Here is an 18,361-nt window from a genome sequence, read left to right as displayed (position 1 = left end):
TATAGTTGCAATCAGTAATTAGGTCAAATAAAATGAAAGGCGCTCCCCTTTTGGATAGCGCTTTTTAGGGTCATTAGTCAGTTATTAGTTTTTATGAGTAGTGTATAGGTTGATAATTGTTGTTAAAAACGAACGATAACTTTACCGCAATTTTGACCACTATATAAGTATTCCACAGCGTCAACAATAGACTCTATTCCTCTGAATTCTGTTGAATCAACAGCAGGTTTAATTTTACCTGTCGATAATAATTCCATCAGTCGAGATTGTTTCTCTTGTAAATATTCTGAATAGTCAACGAAGAGAAAGCCGCGTAGTGAGGCTGATTTCCATAGTAATTTGTTGTATATTCTCGGACGGTTTACCAACTCTAGTTCTGATGATAAGTATTCAGAAATATATCCGACAATAACTAATCTCCCGCGCCGTGCTAGGTTATCAACACATATATCAAACAACTCACTCCCAACGCATTCATAAACTAAGTCAACGCCTTGGGGATATTCTTTTTTGAGAACTTCATCAAGATTTTCTTGAGAGTAATTAATCGCTCGATGACAGCCAAGCTGCTTGAGAAATTCAACTTTTGCTTGCGAGCTGCATATTCCAATCACATGAGTACCTGCAAGCAAGGCGAGTTGGACAGCATAACTACCCGTACCACCCGCTGCGGCTGTTACCAATACCACATCACTGCTTTTGATTTCTCCAACAACTTCTAAACCAATTGCAGCTGTTATACCGCTAGCCACAACAGTCAGGATTTCTGGAGTCGCTTCTTTAATTGGAATAACTTGAGTAGCATCAATTGCAAAATACTCCCGGTATCCACCTCCTATTTGAAAAGTAATAACATGATCGCCTATGTTCAGATGCTGTACATTCTTACCAAGAGCAACGACAACAGATGCAGCTTCAACTCCTACATCGAATGGTGGTGTATTTACAAAATACGCCCCAGCAGCAATATTGACATCGGAAGCATTCACTCCGGCAAACAGATTACGCACGACAATCTCATTAGGAGCAGGTATAGGAAAATCAGCTTCAACAATATCGACAGCGCTTCTAAAATCTCGGCTCAACTGTTTGACAACTAGTTTTTTATAAGTCTTGGGGTTCATCATTATTTCCAAAGGATTGGTATCAGTTTAAATCTTACTTACCAACTGCTACTCCTAAATCTTAGTCCTGGTCTGTACATTTAAACCTTTATCATGTCTAGAATGAACGATGATTCTTGTCCTCTGAGTTCCTCTAGCAACCAGCTATGATGCCTCCTCGGAATTTGCACCCACATCAATAAAGCAATTTTTTGTACTCACACCTAATGTATACTTACGTAATTAGTTGACTTACGATAGTACTTTCTGTAAAGAAAGCAATAATTCGTTGACAGTATAGGGCTTTGACAAAAATGTATTGACACCAATAGCTGCTACTGCACTGAGCTTATTGTCAGACATCAGTCCACTGCTGGCGATAATTCTGACTTGGGGGTTGATTTTTTGCAAGGTACGCATGGCTGTTAAACCATCCAGTGAGGGCAGCATAATATCCATGAGTACGGCACTAATTTTGTCTCTATTTTGAGCATATAGCGCGATCGCTTCAATACCATCACTGGCAACTAAAATTTTGTAGTTGTGAGCTTCTAATGATGTTGTTGTAATCTCTTGAATGGCGGCTTCATCATCCACAACCAAAATCAATTCTCCATGTCCTGTCTGTGATGGCAAATTTTCGTGGCTGCGTGTTTCTATTCCCCCCACTGCTGGCAAGTAAACCTTAAAGCTAGTGCCACTTTCCGGTTCACTATACACGTTCACAAAACCTCCGTGACTTTTAACGATTCCCAATACTGTGGAAAGTCCTAAACCAGTGCCCTGTCCGACATCTTTTGTAGTAAAGAATGGCTCGAAAATTCTATCTAGCATTTCTTTAGGAATCCCAACTCCACTATCGGAGACAGTAATCACTATGTAAGGCCCCTCTTTGGCTTCTAGGTTCATGCGGGCATAATTTGCATCAATCAACATATTTTCGGCAGAGATACTCAAAGTACCACCATTGGACATAGCATCACGGGCGTTAACGCAGAGGTTCATCAGCACTTGATGCAGTTGGGTACTATCTCCAGAAACCATCCACAAATCTTGCGGTATATTAGTGCTGATTTCTATCGATTTGGGAAATGTCTCTTTAAGAATCTTGGCAATTTCCACAATTATATGTCTGAGTTGCAAAGTGATGTGCTTCCCTTCTACACCCCGCGCAAAGGACAGTACCTGTTTGACTAAATCAGCACCGCGTCTAGCGTTAATTTCTAAAATTTCTAGGAGATGACGAGTCCGCTCATCTGCATTAGGAAATTTTAGCGGTAGCAGTTGCGCTCCTGCCAAAATCGGTGTCAGGATGTTGTTGAGGTCGTGAGCAATACCACTAGCTAAAGTGCCAATACTTTCCAGGCGTTGAGCGCGAAACAATTGGGCTTCTAGGTGCTTTTTCTCGGTAATATCTGTGTCAACGGTGAGAATTGATTTGGGTTTTCCTTGTTCATCGCATACCAGAGTCCAGCGACTAGCCACAAGGACTTCTTTGTTCATTTTAGTAAGTTTTGTTAATTCGCCCTGCCACTTGCCTTTACTAATGGCTTGTAATAAAGCCGCTTCAATTTCCGGTGAAGGTTCGTCATACAAAAGCTCACTAGCATTTTTACCCCAAGCCTCTGTAGCTTGCCAGCCGTAAAGTGTTTCTGCACCTTTGTTCCAGAAGATAATTTGATTGTTTAAATCTCGGACGCAAATGGCATCTGTAGTGACATCTAGTAATGCTGCTTGTTCGCGAATTTTTTCTTCTGCCAATTTGCGTTCGCATAGTGCGGCTTGCCGTTCGCGTAGTGCAGCTTGTCGTTCGCTAATATCTATACTGGCGCATGTCACCCCGACAATTTCTTGGGTTTCATTCCGTAGTGGCTCGACAGTTAAATCGTAATATCGCGTTGTATCTTTGATGGTAATTGATACTTCCTCTCGCGTTCCGATGCCTGTAGTCAGGACTCCACGTTTAATTGCGATCAAATGTTGAGCATCTTCTACTGGAATGATATCTAAGTCTTGTTTGCCCAATATTTTCTCAACTGTCAATCCAGATGGGGGATTGTAAACCCAGGTGTACCGTAAATCTTTATCCTGGTTGTAGACAAAGATTGGAGAGTTTTTGAGAGCAACCCGAAATCGCTCCTCGCTCTGCCGCAGTGCGTTGTCTGCCCGTTGGCGTTCGATGGCATAACGCATAGATCGCACCAGTAAGTCACCAGTTACTTGCCCCTTTACTAAATAATCTTGCGCTCCTTGTTGCATTGCGCTAGTTGCCAAGGTTTCATCATTTATACCCGTCAGTACAATAATTGGAGTTGCTTTTGCCTGATTGTGAGCGATGACAAAGGTTTGTAATCCCTGACTATCTGGCAGCGAGAGGTCTAATAAAATAACATCAAAAGTTTCGTTTGTTAGGTAGTTGACTGCTTCATAAAGCCGTTCAACGGGCATTAACTCAACTACAACTGTGGTAACTTCCTTAAATAACTCTTGTAACAATAAGACATCACCAGGGTTGTCTTCTACTAACAAGACTTTAATAATATTTTTACCTGCCATTTCCACTACTCCGGTGGCAGTTTTACGATCGCAAACCAAAAATTTTCTATTGATTGGACAATTTCAACGAATTGATCGAAATCTACTGGCTTGGTTATATAACAGTTGGCAAAAAGATTATAGGCTTTGAGGATATCTTCTTCAGCTTGGGAAGTCGTCAAAACTACTACAGGAATTCGTTTAAGGTTTTCATCTCCTTTTATTTCTGCTAATACCTCTCGTCCATCTTTTTTCGGAAGGTTAAAATCGAGCAGTACAATATCTGGATGAGGTAATTTAGCATATTTTCCCTGTTTTCGCAAGAATGCCATTGCCTCTACACCATCCTCGACTACGTTTAAGTGAATTGAGATTTTACTATCTTCTAGAGCGATGCGTGTAAGTTGGACATCGCCAGGATTATCCTCTACTAACAAAACCTCAATAGGCATAATCGCTGTTATGGTGTTTACCATTGCTTACCTACTCTATCTGGAATTGTGAAGTAGAAAGTCGAGCCTTGACCCGGTTTCGACTCAACCCAGATCCGGCCGCCGTGGCGTTCGATAATTTTCTTACAAATTGCCAGACCAATTCCAGTACCTGGATACTTGTCTCTACCGTGTAAGCGCTGAAAAATTATAAAAATACGCTCATTATATTGGGATTCTAAACCAATTCCATTATCACGCACCCAGAACAACCATTCATCCTCCGAGGGGGTAAAATTTAAATTTTTTCCATCTAATATATCTGCATCTCTCTTACTTACTCCAACGTGAATTAATGGCTGTTGACGATCGCAAAATTTGATCGCGTTGGCAATCAGGTTTTGAAATACTTGTGCCAATTGGGTAGCATCAGCCATCACTTGAGGTAGAGTATCGTAGGTGACAACTGCCTTTCGATCTGCGATCGCAACTTGAAGATTAGCAAGCACCTGTTTTAAGACAACACTACAATCAACTGGCACAAAAGGCTGTCCACGGGTGCTGACGCGGGAATAGTTTAACAAATCGTTGATTAGGGTCTGCATCCGGCTGGCCCCATCTACTGCATAGGCAATAAACTGATCGGCATTGGCATCCAGTTGGTTTTTATATCTCCGCTCCAGCAGTTGTAAATAACTAGTTACCATCCGCAATGGCTCTTGCAAATCATGGGAAGCCACGTAGGCAAACTGTTCTAATTCCGCATTAGAATGAGCAAGTCCCTGACTTTGCTGGGTTTGTTTTTCTAATAGTTTTGCCTGAGATAAAGCAATCCCAATTTGGTTCGCTAGTTGCTGTAACAAATCCATCTCAAACTGATTCCACTGTCGAGGTGCGTCACACTGATGAGCTAGCAATAAGCCCCAAATATCGTCCCTGACAATAATCGGCACTACCAGATTAGCCTTGACAGCAAACCGCTGAAGAAATTCTCGATGGCATGGTTGGATATCAGCAGTTTCAATGTCTTCAAGGGCGCTGACTTTTCCCTGGCGATATCTTTCTATATAGTCTTCTTTGAAGGAGGGGTCAAAAAGATTTTCTCCTAGAATTACCGGCCAACCAGGCAGCACTGCCTCTTGTAATACTGTTCCCGAACCGTCAGGTTCCACTCGAAAAATTAACACTCGGTCAGCTTGCAGTAATTTTTGTACCTCTGTGACAGCGGTTTGAAGAATTTCATCTATTTGTAAAGATTCTCGAATTTTTAGGGTGATTTCGGCTAATAATTGCGATCGCAAATTTTGCCGCTTTAATTCTTCATCTGCCCGCTTGCGATCTGTGATATCAGTATAAGAACCAACCATCCGTACTATATCACCCAATGCGTCCCAAAGTGCCTGTCCTCGATCTAGGATCCATTTATAGCTGCCGTCTTGGCACTGGACTCGATATTCACAGACGTAAAACGGTGTTTTCTTGGCAAAGTGGTCTTGGAAAGCCTGAAGTACCCAATCTCGCTCATCGGGATGGATTCGTTTTATCCATTCGTCCCAACGGTTGGAAACTTCGTAGTCTTTATAGCCGAGCATTTCCTTCCATCGAGTTGAGAAGAACACTTCATTAGTCTTGAGGTTCCAATCCCAAATACCATCATTATTACCATGTAATGCTAATTGCCAACGTTCTTCACTTTCTCGTAGTGCTTCTGCTGTTTTCCGTCGTTCAGTAACATCTTGAAAATAAACAGACAAGCCGTCTTTTGCCGGATAGGCGTGAACTTTAAGCCATTGTTGCTGTGGCAGATACAACTCCTCAAATTCGACACTAACCTGTTCTAAGATTGCCCTGCGATATTCACAATCAAATGTTGTGCCGATAATTTCTGGAAACACCTCCCAGATGTTTTTACCTAAAAGCTCATTGTGAGTTTTTTGCAACAGCCGTTCTGCTTGATTATTAATATAGGTGAATTGCCACTTTTGATCTAGAGCAAAAAAACCATCAGTGATACTTTCGAGAAGATTGGTGATGCGGGTTTTGGCAGCTTCAGATTGGGCGCGGGTTGCTTGCTCTTGTGCCACTAGTTTCTCAGTAACTTTAGATACCTCACTTACATGACGCCTGAGTTCAAGTTGGTCGATTACCAGGCGACTCAAACCCACAAAAGCCTCCACTTGTTTTTGGCTTAGTTGTCGTGGAACTTGGTCAATCGCACACAGAGTTCCTAACATATCTCCCTGCGGAGTAATTAAGGGTACACCTGCATAAAACCGTATATATGGATAGCCAGTTACTACCGGATTATTTGCCAGCTTCTCATCAGCTAGAGTATCAGGAACCACCACAACATTACGCTGCTCTTGGCAAAGATAAGATAATCCAACACTCCGGGGCATTTCTGATACGTCTAAACCTATTTTTGCCTTAAACCATTGACGGTTTTCATCAATAAAATTTACCAAGGATATGGGAGTGCCACAAATAAAGGCCGCTAACTGAGCAAGATTGTCGTAGGCTTCTTCAGGTTCTGTGTCAAGAATTTGATACTGGCGGAGGGCTTCTAACCTCGCTACTTCTGTATCAATATGTTTAGGTTTCATTAACTTTTTTTAATAAATCTAAATGTGATATCCAGTCAGCAGCGTGATTGTCTCAAGAATAGCTTATTCTACTGTGTCGGGATTCTCAGGAATACTGGCTTTTACATTAATGTGAAATTTATCTGCATCAGCATTAATTAGCTCAAATATCAGCATTGATGCACAAAGGCTAATTGTGATATATCGCTCTAGTATTTGCACTACATGGCTAAGGGTATTCTTAATTCGCTCAATCAGTGTACTGCGAATGTATAAATAAACTCCGCTAGCAAACAGCAGTAGTAATCTGGCAGTTGCTGAAGTGTATCAAATTTAAAGACTGTAGCGAGTAGTCTGAAGTATATTTTTTACTCCATTTTTGAAGTTAAGCGCCTTTGATTACGTATTTATACGGCTAAATTATTGCTCGATTTTTGAGCTGTGGTGATTTTGCTGAGGTTGAATTTTTGCTCAAGAATTACACTCTTGTTGCAGTAAATCTGCTTAATCCTATTTTATTCTTTGCGCCAGGATAAAAAATCAAGCTTTTTTGACTACCTATATTTACTGAAACACTGTTGAATTCCTCGAATCAAATAAATCAATAATAAATTCAAAGACTAAGTATTAAATAATGGTTAATTTTTGACATTAGCCAATGTTCAATAGTTTGAATCGCCAAAAATTTTATTCTGAAAACATTGAAAAATCCAAATCGAAAAGGTATCAATATCTCCCTAATGAGATTCAAAAAAAATGTAAAAATTCTTGGAATTTGTTTATTGTATTCAACGATTCTATACAAAATTGTATTTATTAAATTACCTGCGATCGCTTTAAGCATAAACAGGCAAAACAATATTGATTTAATCGCTACTCATAACAAGTCATTAATAAATTCCGATCAAAAAACAAATAACTTACCAAGGCAAGAACTGTTAAAACAGGCTTTAAAAAAGTCTAACTCTAACCTAGAGAAACCAAAACAATTACGCCAATTCATCATTGCTGACGTTATCCCAATTGAAGAATACAAAGACAAACCTCCCAAGCTACCTGAAGAGGATGAAGAAAAGCCTCAGCCAGATACAATTAAACCATCAAATTCAAATCCATCAAAACCATACACACCCCAGCAACAAATACTAATAGAAAAACTACGTCGAACAAAAAAACAACAACAAGTAATCCAAAAGAAAATAATTATTGATGCTCTGACAGCAAGTTCCAATCGGTATTCTTGGATTGTTAATCCAACAGATAACCTGACTTTTAAACCTCAATTATTTAAACCAAATGAAGACGAAAATTATATAGATACAGATTTAAATATCAGATTTTCTGGAGACAATCAGTTTATTGATAAATTTACTCATGCTAAATTTCCCAAGGACGACCAGTTTTACTGGGTTCTCGATAACAATAGATTAGTAATTGAGACTAAAGGTAGACAAGCTGGTATTCTTGCCCAAGGTAGAGCTTCTGAAACTTACACTACCCAAAATATGACATCAACCCAAGGATTTTGGGGATTGCAAAATATTAGTACTTTACCTGTGAATTTTGATGAATTAGTCGGCGGAGCTGAAATTCAAGATTTTTCTATACTTTCTCTAGCAGGAGAACTAATTAATCCTGAAGGAATACCTGCTGGTAAAGTAATAATTAATAGCGGAATTAATCTTAACGATCCTAATGTCATAGTTCTGGGAAATACTACACCAATTATTGGAAGCGGTTCCACTTTTAGTAATGATGGTGGCGGATCTTTATTTGATTTTTTAGATGCTACTAATACACCTAAAATTTTACAAGCCTTTCCTACTACTAATTTAAAGCCTTTACTAAATGGCGGAAGCGTTCAACTTAAACTAGGCGAAATTATTCCTGATCGGGTTCTAGAAGCGACTGGTATTTTATGGGGAAATATCTTGACAGGTGAAGGTTTTGGTTTTACTGCTCCTGTCTCTTCACTACCAGGTGTTAAGATTGCCCAGATAGGCGAATTTGATAATTTTGATTTATTAAATCTAGCAGTTAATCCTTACTTGACGCCACTTGAGAGAGACTTGTCTTATTTAAATTCTTTATCTTGGGTATCTTTCGGCAAAAGAGACCCCATATTTAAAACTTTATCTGAGACACAAAAAACTTCTAATTGGCATAGATTATATGTTAACTATCCTCATAACCGTACTATTGTTCAATATGATAAAGAAAAAATTAGTGCTAGTTATTCTAATATTTTTTCTAGTCCAGGATTGTCTCTTACAGCTAATTTAAGTGACTTTAGTATTGATAGTATCCAAACAGCTAACTCTACTTTAGGATTGGCATTAGGCGGAATCTTTGAATACATTAAAATAGATAATATTAATGAAAGTTTAGCAGAAGCACGAGAAAGCTTTAAAAATGGAGAAGGTTTTGTTGAATTAAATACAAAGTCTACACCAAATCAAAGAAGACAAATTAACAACAGACTAAATCGTACTTTAGCTTATTCTAATGCAACCAGCGATCTAGAGCAAGTGTCTGGAAGTATGACAATTCAGAGTAAAATCACTCCCAATAATTCTAGTATTTTGGAACTGAGAACAGGAAATCATAAACGCACAGTCCAATTTTTACAAAGGGATGTTGAACTTTTAGATCCAGGGGATACATTCTTTTCAACCCTCAGACTTTCTAATGAAAGATTTGGCCCTCTGACTTTCATAGGAAATCAGATGCCTTTGACTAATACTGACATTAATCCTATTAACGAATCTAGCGGTGCTGAAGTTATTTTGACTAACTCCCAAGGACGACAATTTGTACAACGATTTAATTCCGAAGATAACACTATAGTACCAATTCCAGTCCGCACATTTGATTTAGCATTCGATTATTTTGAACTCACCAGAGTCGATCGTATAGGTGTGAGTTTTAAAAAATTTGATGGTTATCTATCTTTACCTTCAGTTGAATTATTAGCTGCGGGTTCTGCTGGGGATTTAAACTATAGTGCTAGCTTAGGAACTTGGTTTAATATAAATGCCAACTCAGCGCCTGGAGTTTCTAATAATAATTTAGGGTTAGCAGAACCATCTGTGGGTATATATGCCAGTATTCTGGCTAACTATATTAAAACTCATGTCCAGTTAAACTCAAATAAAAAACCTGTAGCTGTCAATACTCACATACCATCATTAAAAATTGACTGGAATAGTGCATCAAATAACAATAATCCTTTTTCAACTGTATTCAGCTATTATTTTAATCATCAAGAAAAACATCTAAGTTTTTCCTTAGCGCCTGCAATAGCTTTTATTCAAGATAATAGCAATGGTGAGTTTTTAACACTGTTTAGTGGTGAAGTTAGCACTAGTACAGGCTTAAATATTAATACTAACTTAGAGTTAGGTAAAAACCTTTTTTATGAGTTAGAAGGCTTGCAAAAAGTTGGTAGAAATTTCTCTGTTGGTGCTTATATTAAAAATTATTTTACTAAAAACGTGGGTTTAAATACCCGATTATCTGGTCTAAACTACGGAGCCATTTTTAGATATAATTTTACAGATAATAATATTTTTATACAATCTAAAATTGGTACGGGAGAGAATGGGCTTGATATGCAAATTCAAGGTGGTTATCGATTTTAAATACAAAAATAAATAGGGAAGCTAAAATTAGAAAAATTTATCCTGGATTATTTGATTAAATAATATAAATTTAATATATAAAAACAATCAGTATAATCCAAGGAGGCTTCTTTCCCTTTATATCTTGGCTTTTTCCTATTGCGTTCTGCCCTTTACTTCTTGCCTAAGAATTATCAAATATCGTAGATGCAGCAATAAATTTAATATAGTTTTTGCAACTATTCTAAAGCCCCTAAGCCATTAGTACTGTTGATTGTCTGAATTAAAGAGGCTGTATCGGGAATTAATGTTTGATTATTGACTGTTTCTAAAGTTTGGTTCAAAAACGAATTGTTATTATTTGTGATTATTTCATTTGCTGTGCCTACTGTCAGAGACAAAGAAGTTATTCTTTGATTAGTTGCTCCAATATTTGTCAAAGTAGGCGTTACTGTGAGAGTTGTATTTGTGCCGGGATTTAAAAAATTATTACTAACAGGTAAAGAGAGTTCACCACTAACACTTTGATAAGCGCCGGAAGGCGAAACTATAGAAATAGCCCCACGTGCCACAGCTTCTTGTGCATATACTGGCACTGCAATAAAATTGCCTATACTGATAAAACCTAGCAAGCAAATGGTTCTTTTGATAGTTCCAGGCAATTGACGAAACACGCTATACATAATTTATTTCTCATGCTTTTTTTGATTGGCATGAGCAATATAGCGGTAACTTTTCAGAAAATTTGATTGCTAGACTACTAAAATTTGGTATAAGAATTGACACTTAGTAAATAAAGGCAAAGTTCAATAGGCAAATAGCAAGAGTAATTATTGTGTGATTGTCTTTCGCCTATTGCTTTCTAGCTTCCGTCTTTTGCCTTTTGTATTTTACCTATTGGCTAATTTAAAAGATTTCGTGAAGTATCTATTTAAACAACATCAAAAGCCCGATTTCTGCAAGAAACCGGGTTTATATGGTAATATAGTAGATAAGTTTGGAAATACCGCCCCTCAACTACATTCAAGGGGCTGTATTTTTTCTTCAATCTTTTACATCTCAGTCACTCTCTACTTTATCCCCTGTCAAAACTATGGATACAAGTAAAGTAGAGTCAGTCAAAGAATCGATTCGCGTATTACCAAATACTTTGATGCAAATGCCCAGCATGGGGATAGTCGTAGACGTTTCGTCTCAACTGATGGCAAAATTTTCTCAAACAATACCTAAACAGAGGTTGAAAATCAATTCAAGAAGTGAAAGCATATAGACTAAAAGCCAATAGCTTTTAACACTATAGTGATTTTCTGTCAGTTAACAATCAGTCTATTCTAGACCGCCATTAACACTAGCTGCTCTGATAAGAGCTGCTAGGTCTTCAACTGATGTAGCAGTACCGGCATCAATCTTAGCTGCAATGGCTGCTTCGATTGTAGAACTGGGTGGTGAGACCAGGTTTACAACTGCACCTGGATCTATTGTTAAAGTAACTACGCTTTCGTCATTGGCACCTATGGTACCGTTATATGTAGGTGTAACAACTAACGCTGGTCCGGTGAAATATGCAGAAGTGGGTGCAGTTAACTCAGCACTGACGCTGACAGAAGCACCTGATGGTCTAACAATTGTAACCGCACCACGAGCAGCAGCGTCTCCTGCATTTGCAGGTGCTGCAAAGAAATTACCAACACCAACCAAACCTAATACACAAACGCTGCCTTTGAGAATTGCAGAAATTTTCATGATTAACAAACTCCCCGTGTTGTTTTTCTTTACGTTCTCAATATAACCATTGCCTACCAAAAAAATCCCAGTAACAATACTGAAATTTAGATAAATTACAGAGGTCAGAAATTAAAAAAACTAATAGATGGAAGTAATGGCGTGGATCTGAATAAAAGCTTCAAAACAATCATATAAATAGAGTCGCAGCAAGGCTTATGCATAGCCAGTGCCTGTATAAAATTTGTGGCAATAATCACCAAATTATGGATTTTAGTTTCTAAAATCCATAAAGTACTGGAGGTAAGGCTTGAGACTGCTTTCGACACCACAATCTATGTAAACACTGCTTAATAATTCGTTAAAACTTGTCAGATATGGCTACGTCATATCTTTGCTAAATCTTAGGTGCATATTTATGGTTAATATGCTGTGGGCAACGAATTGAATCCTCAAGCTAATCGCAGTTATTGTATGGATGCAATATTTTGAAAGGGCAGATAACTATACGCCAATACCATATTCCACAAAATTGAAAACGGCTATAAAATCTAGTTATGGGTTGGGTGGTTAGGGTGATTATCTAGAATAGGACTTATATCATGTCCGGCAAATCACCCATAATATAAATAGAGGTAGATGAATTGGTGGGGTCGCAATGCCAAAAATCATAAAAATTGAGCCACATCTGAGTTTAGAAGAGTTAGAGGTAGGTTATCGCCAAGCCAAAAAACCAGTATTGCGGACACATTACCAGATAATTTGGCTGTTAGCCAAAGGTATGAGTACAGAAGAAGTAGCAGTAGTCACAGGCTATAGCCGAAGTTGGATTTATGAGTTGGTTTGGGGGTACAACCGCAGTGGAATTGAAACATTGGGAGATCAAAGGGTCTTAAATCAAGGAAGTAGTAAACCACTTTTAGACGATGTACAGCAAGCATTACTATGGCAGGCATTACAAGAGCCACCAGTAGAAGGGGGACAATGGAATGGTCGGAAGGTTGCTGACTGGATTGCTGATTTAATCGGTCGTCCAGTCAGTCGCCAACGTGGGTGGGAATATCTTAAACAAATGCGTTTTCGTTTAAGAGTTCCGCGACCAGAACATACTAAATCTTGCTTGGAACAACAGGCTGATTGGAAAAAAAAATCTACAGACCAAAGTCGAACAGATACAAACACAAAATCCAGAATCCGACGTAGAAGTATGGGCGCAGGATGAACATAGAGTTGGTTTAAAACCAGTAATCCGACGTATTTGGGTTGATGAATGGACAGTACCTACAGTAAATGTTAATTGGCGTTTTAAGTGGCTGTGGCTTTATGGTTTTGTTCATCCACACTTAGGTCAAACATATTGGTGGATACTGCCCTACGTCAACATTGAATTATTCAACAAAGTACTTGCAGATTTTGCACAACACTTTGGCATTGGTGAGAAAAAACAGGTAGTTTTAGTTGTTGACCAAGCAGGATGGCACAAGAGCGCCAAAGTCAAGATTCCACAAGGTATACACTTGGAGTTTTTACCTTCCCACTCTCCTGAATTACAACCAGCCGAGCGTTTGTGGACTCTTACGAATGAACTGATTGCTAATCGCAGTTTTGATAGTCTTGATGAGGTTGAGGAAATTTTAATTCAACGTTGTCGTCAAATTATTGACCAGCCTGATTTTGTACATGGTTTAACCAATTTTCACTGGTGGTCGAAATTTGCAGCTTAATTATGGGTAATTTACCGGACATGATATTACGCAAGAAACCTCTGAAACTCTCATTCCTCCGTGAACTCTGCGTCCTCTGTGGTTCGATTTTCTGTTACCCGTGCGTAAGTCCTGTGGAAGATACCCAAGGCATCGCGCAAAGCACCCAAAAATTTCTTAGGAATCTTGGCTTTCGCGCCTACACAAGTTAATTTTTGAATCTTTGACTACAGTTATTTAAATACAAATAGATTTTTAAAAGTCTGATGTCTATCCTTTACCAGTAACGAGGTAGATCGTAAGCGCAGCAAAAAATTGCCTTAGCGTCACCCTCAAGCACCATTTAACTTACTATATTTATTGTCCCCCAGTTCAATGGGCTACATCTGCCTGCCGTTAGGTCATTATGGCAAAATCTAAGAAAAGCGCTACCCCCATCAATCTCAGCGATCCACAATATTATCTTAACCGAGAGTTAAGCTGGTTAGAATTTAATGCCAGGGTATTACATGAAGCCTGTGACGATCGCACCCCACTTCTGGAACGCCTTAAGTTTTTGGGAATATTTAACTCTAATTTAGATGAGTTTTTTATGGTGCGCGTTGCTGGCTTAAAGCAACAAGTAGAGGCAAAAGTTAGCCTGTTAACTCCTGATGGTCGCACACCACAACAACAGCTAGACGATATTAGGTCTACCCTCACTCCCCATGTCAACAAACAGCACCAACATTTTGAGGAAGTACTTCGTCCTCTCCTAGTAAATCATGGCATTCATATTCTGAATTACATAGATTTAAATCAAAAGCAGCGGACTCATCTCAACAGCTATTTTGAGGAACAAATCTTTCCAGTTTTGACTCCTCTGGCTGTCGATCCTAGTCATCCCTTTCCGTTTATTTCTAATCTCAGTTTGAATCTGGCTGTTGTCGTCAAGAACCCAGACACCGAAGAAGAATTTTTTGCCAGAATCAAAGTCCCTAGTGTTCTACCACGATTTTTACCGATACCGCCTGAGTTGGGAGATCAGAATAGCGAAAAACCTGCCCACTGGACTGGAGTACCTTTAGAACAGGCGATCGCTCATAACTTGGAATCTCTATTTCCAGGGATGAACATTCAAGAATATCATCCGTTCCGCATTACCCGTGATGCCGATTTGGTCTTAGAAGAAGATGAAGCAGATGATTTGTTGTTAGCGATCGAACAGGAATTGCGAAAACGGCGTCTGGGTGGTAGTCCAGTCCGGCTAGAAATTCAATCCCAAACTCCTGAAATAGTGCGATCGCGATTATTGCAAGATTTGGAATTAACAGAAAGTGATGTTTACGAGGTAGATGGTCTTTTGGGACTGCGAGATTTAATGTACTTTATGTCCTTGCCATTGCCGGAACTCAAAGATCCACCACGCCAATCTGTTGTACCGTTACGTTTGCAAAGGCTGAGAGAACCAAGTTTAGACCCAGATGCACTGGAGACGGATGAAGGAAAAGACTTTTTTGCTGTAATTCGGGAAAAGGATTTACTAGTACACCATCCCTATCAATCCTTTTCGGAAACGGTTGTTCGCTTTATTACCCATGCCGCATACGACGCGAATGTGTTAGCCATCAAGATGACCCTTTACCGGACTTCTGGTGACTCGCCCATCGTCAACGCCTTAATTGCTGCTGCTGAAAATGGCAAGCAGGTATCTGTGCTGGTGGAATTAAAGGCACGATTTGATGAGGAGAATAATATTTACTGGGCAAAACGACTAGAAAGAGTTGGAGTTCATGTTGTCTATGGTTTAGTCGGGCTAAAAACCCATAGTAAAACTGTTATGGTGGTACGACGCGAAAAAGACCGGATACGTCGCTACGTGCATATTGGGACTGGTAACTATAACCCTAAAACGGCACGACTGTATACAGATTTGGGATTGTTTAGTTGCCGTGAAGAATTGGGTGCTGACATCACAGATTTATTTAATTTCTTAACAGGATACTCTCTGCAAAAATCTTATCGAGAGTTGCTGGTTGCACCTGTGAATATGCGCGATCGCTTTTTGGCACTAATTCACCGCGAAATCGAAAATGTTCAAAATGGATTTTCTGGACGGATTGTTGCCAAAATGAATTCCCTAGTCGATCCAGAAATTATCGCCACTTTATATGAAGCTTCCCGCGCTGGAGTGCAAATCGACTTAATTATCAGGGGTGTTTGTTGTTTACGTCCAGGAATCAAAGACATTAGTGAAAATATTCGCATCATCAGCATTGTTGGTCGCTTTTTAGAACACTCTCGGATTTATTATTTCCATAACAATACACAGGAGGAAATCTATATCGGCAGCGCTGACTGGATGCGTCGCAACCTAGATCGCCGAGTTGAAGTAATTACCCCAGTAAAAGACCCAGATATTGCTAAAGATTTGCAAGAAATTATGGGAATTATGCTCGCAGATAATCGCCAAGCTTGGGAATTACAAGCTGATGGTACTTACATTCAACGGCGTCCTTATGATGATTCTCCAGAAGCTAATTCACAAAAAATTCTCATGAACATGGTATTACGCTCAACCGGTGTAGTCCCAACCTGATTGATTAAAAAATAAGTTACTTATACCTTGACAACTAGCTCAACTTAGTTTTTTTGGAAAAATTAAATTTTTGAGCAGTTGTCTAAGTTGTTTATCATAGGTTCACACAAGTTATTCAACCATAGGATAGAGTCAGTGCTGGCACTTGTTCTCATAAACTGGAGAAGTTATTCTGAATAAATTTGTCTTTCCCCTCAATGTTAATGTTATCCTGCGAGCTCTCTACCTTGCGTGTTTTAGTAGTTGATGACCACGAACTGACTCGTTTAACTTTACAATTAGTTTTTTCTTGCCAGGAAAATATTCAAGTAGTAGGTTTAGCCAGTAATGGTGAAGAAGCTATAGAAATGGTTAAACGTTGCCATCCTGACGTAATTGTTCTAGATTTACAGATGCCAGTCATGGATGGCTGGAGTGCGTCCAGTCACATTAAAGCTATATCTCCGAACACTCAGATACTTGCTTACTCCTCAGTGGAAGACGTAAATTTTCATGGGACAAAGGCAATGTCTAGCTTTGATGACGTTTGCAAGAAAGATGTACCTACAAACGAACTTATTGCCTTAGTTAGGCAGCTAGGTCAGCGTGCAGGAGATGGTTCAGTGGCAGGATAAATGATGCAGTGATTTATTGCTTCGCCAACTCAGGCTTAGTTCAATTCTGGGGATTTGAAGACATGATACTAGTGAAGAACGTCGGTCTAGCCTGAAGTTGAGGTTAAACCGACGTAATTTTTGATAACTTCTACTCTACCGGAATGGTGCGTGTAAATTCATCAATTAGTTCATCCAGTTCTTCCAAAGCCTGATTTACGTCAATTCTCAAAGTTCCCAGGTTTGGTTGCTCCAGTAAGCTTAATAGGTAATCGCGTTTACTTTGAACTGCGACAATTCGTTCTTTTATAGTCTGTAGATCCATTATTTTTTTCCTATCTTTAACTACCTTTAAATTTAAAGTTAACTCAAAATCTAATATTCTGGAACACTATACCGCCCTTAGTGGTACAACTTAGAGTCAGTTGCCTTCCCTACGGGATGCGGCGCGAATGTAGACTAAGGAAAAATTCAGTGTTTGAAAACCACAAAGATAAAGGTGGGTAAAGTCTCGTTTAAACGAAGCCTGTGCTTTAGGCGGTAATGTAATGCCTGACTTGTTCGCTCTTGGTGTGTTTCCTTCCGTCTCTTAGCAACTGGTGTGCGATTTCTAACCCTTATATAGCAATTTAGAATTAGTTGAATACTAGCGCCTGAAGGCGATGTTCTTCCCTAATTTGTTGCTTATAACCGATGATAATAAAACTAAGGTATTCAGACTTTATACTAATTTAAGCTCATGCTACGCCAAATCTCTTTAGGAACACTCGGTCTAACTATCGGCGGTATATTAACCATCATTGGCTTCGTCGCCTATGCTGATAACAATGCCACACTCAATCTTGTCGGATTTTTTTACGGGATTCCTCTATTATTGGGAGGACTGGCACTAAAAGCTAATGAACTTAAGCCAGTACCATTTACCCAAACTACGTCACCGTCAGCATTGATACTGCGCCAGCAGCAAGCAACTGAGACTCAAAATAAAATTCGCAAAGACATCACCCGATATTGCTACGGTCAAGATGCTCATCTAGATACAACACTTTCTTTTCTGGGTTTGAGTCCCAATGACCAGGAACGGCCAACAGTAACAGGGTTACGAGAAACAGAAGTTAATGGAAGCTATGCCCTAATTTTAGAATTTGATTCACCGCTAATACCAATTGATGTGTGGCAAAAAAAGCATGAAAAAATGACCAATTATTTTGGCCCTGGATTGGAAATTCAAATAACACAGCCATCTGAAAATACAATTGAGCTAGCGCTAATCAATTCTCAAAAAGAATCACTATTCAGTAGTCAATAGTCAAGAGCAAAAATTATCGTTACCCAAACTTCATACCTGCATGACTTGTTGTTGACTATATTTTTGCAACAGTCAAAATAATTAATAATTTATAATTACAATTAGTGGTGGCTCCTGCACTCTCTATTCTCTTGTTTACCACTAAATTTTGATGAGTGTGTGGACTAGTGTACGGTGTCTTTAAC

Annotated in this window: 12 protein-coding genes and 1 pseudogene; 5 read left to right on the top strand and 8 right to left on the bottom strand. The window is 39.0% G+C overall.

The annotated features are described in order from the left end of the window. Positions 1-122: 122 nt before the first annotated feature. From RMX69_RS11200 to RMX69_RS11180, 5 genes are all read right to left on the bottom strand, one after another. Positions 123-1,127, bottom strand: a complete 1,005-nt coding sequence (locus tag RMX69_RS11200) for a zinc-binding dehydrogenase (protein ID WP_322637510.1) — start codon at positions 1,125-1,127, stop codon at positions 123-125. 228 nt (positions 1,128-1,355) lie between these two features. Then, on the bottom strand, positions 1,356-3,659 hold the full coding sequence (locus RMX69_RS11195) for a response regulator (RefSeq protein ID WP_322637509.1): 2,304 nt from the start codon (positions 3,657-3,659) through the stop codon (positions 1,356-1,358). Between the two features lie 5 nt (positions 3,660-3,664). Next, entirely contained in the window at positions 3,665-4,114 is a 450-nt protein-coding gene (locus RMX69_RS11190) for a response regulator (protein WP_322637508.1), read from the bottom strand. Beyond that, positions 4,108-6,672 (bottom strand): GAF domain-containing protein, encoded by a 2,565-nt coding sequence (locus tag RMX69_RS11185; protein WP_322637507.1) that lies wholly within the window; start codon positions 6,670-6,672, stop codon positions 4,108-4,110. Before RMX69_RS11185 ends, RMX69_RS11190 begins: the two co-directional genes overlap by 7 nt. Before the next feature lie 63 nt (positions 6,673-6,735). Beyond that, on the bottom strand, positions 6,736-6,873 hold the full coding sequence (locus tag RMX69_RS11180) for a hypothetical protein (protein WP_322637506.1): 138 nt from the start codon (positions 6,871-6,873) through the stop codon (positions 6,736-6,738). A gap of 479 nt (positions 6,874-7,352) precedes the next feature. Here RMX69_RS11180 and RMX69_RS11175 point away from each other — a divergent pair, with 479 nt between their 5' ends. Next, the gene (locus RMX69_RS11175; RefSeq protein WP_322637505.1) at positions 7,353-10,292 is read left to right on the top strand and encodes a hypothetical protein; all 2,940 of its coding nucleotides are present in this window, start codon (positions 7,353-7,355) and stop codon (positions 10,290-10,292) included. 218 nt (positions 10,293-10,510) lie between these two features. Here the strand turns inward: RMX69_RS11175 and RMX69_RS11170 are convergent, their stop codons facing one another. Beyond that, complete coding sequence (locus RMX69_RS11170) at positions 10,511-10,954, bottom strand: hypothetical protein (protein WP_289796876.1); 444 nt, start codon at positions 10,952-10,954, stop codon at positions 10,511-10,513. A 643-nt stretch (positions 10,955-11,597) separates the two neighbouring features. Beyond that, a complete protein-coding gene (locus tag RMX69_RS11165; protein WP_322637504.1) occupies positions 11,598-12,014 on the bottom strand; it encodes a hypothetical protein in 417 nt (138 codons plus the stop codon). A gap of 637 nt (positions 12,015-12,651) precedes the next feature. On the opposite strand from RMX69_RS11165, the pseudogene RMX69_RS11160 reads away from it, so the two are divergent. The 3 genes and pseudogenes from RMX69_RS11160 to RMX69_RS11150 all read left to right on the top strand — a co-directional run bounded on the left by RMX69_RS11160 (position 12,652) and on the right by RMX69_RS11150 (position 16,888). Beyond that, a pseudogene (locus RMX69_RS11160) lies at positions 12,652-13,717 on the top strand (IS630 family transposase). A gap of 385 nt (positions 13,718-14,102) precedes the next feature. Then, positions 14,103-16,274, top strand: coding sequence for a polyphosphate kinase 1 (gene ppk1, locus RMX69_RS11155; protein ID WP_409878761.1), 2,172 nt, complete (start codon positions 14,103-14,105; stop codon positions 16,272-16,274). A 197-nt stretch (positions 16,275-16,471) separates the two neighbouring features. After that, positions 16,472-16,888, top strand: a complete 417-nt coding sequence (locus RMX69_RS11150; protein ID WP_289796871.1) for a response regulator — start codon at positions 16,472-16,474, stop codon at positions 16,886-16,888. Between the two features lie 130 nt (positions 16,889-17,018). On the opposite strand, the gene RMX69_RS11145 is transcribed toward RMX69_RS11150, so the two are convergent. After that, positions 17,019-17,192, bottom strand: coding sequence for a hypothetical protein (locus RMX69_RS11145; protein WP_094348556.1), 174 nt, complete (start codon positions 17,190-17,192; stop codon positions 17,019-17,021). A 414-nt stretch (positions 17,193-17,606) separates the two neighbouring features. Here RMX69_RS11145 and RMX69_RS11140 point away from each other — a divergent pair, with 414 nt between their 5' ends. Then, positions 17,607-18,176, top strand: a complete 570-nt coding sequence (locus RMX69_RS11140) for a DUF2854 domain-containing protein (RefSeq protein WP_322637503.1) — start codon at positions 17,607-17,609, stop codon at positions 18,174-18,176. Positions 18,177-18,361 lie beyond the last annotated feature (185 nt).

This window comes from Nostoc sp. EspVER01 (genome assembly GCF_034530635.1).
Classification (GTDB): Bacteria; Cyanobacteriota; Cyanobacteriia; order Cyanobacteriales; family Nostocaceae; genus Nostoc.
The sequence above is the reverse complement of the archived record's forward strand: the minus strand, read 5'-3'. Positions and strand labels throughout refer to the sequence as shown.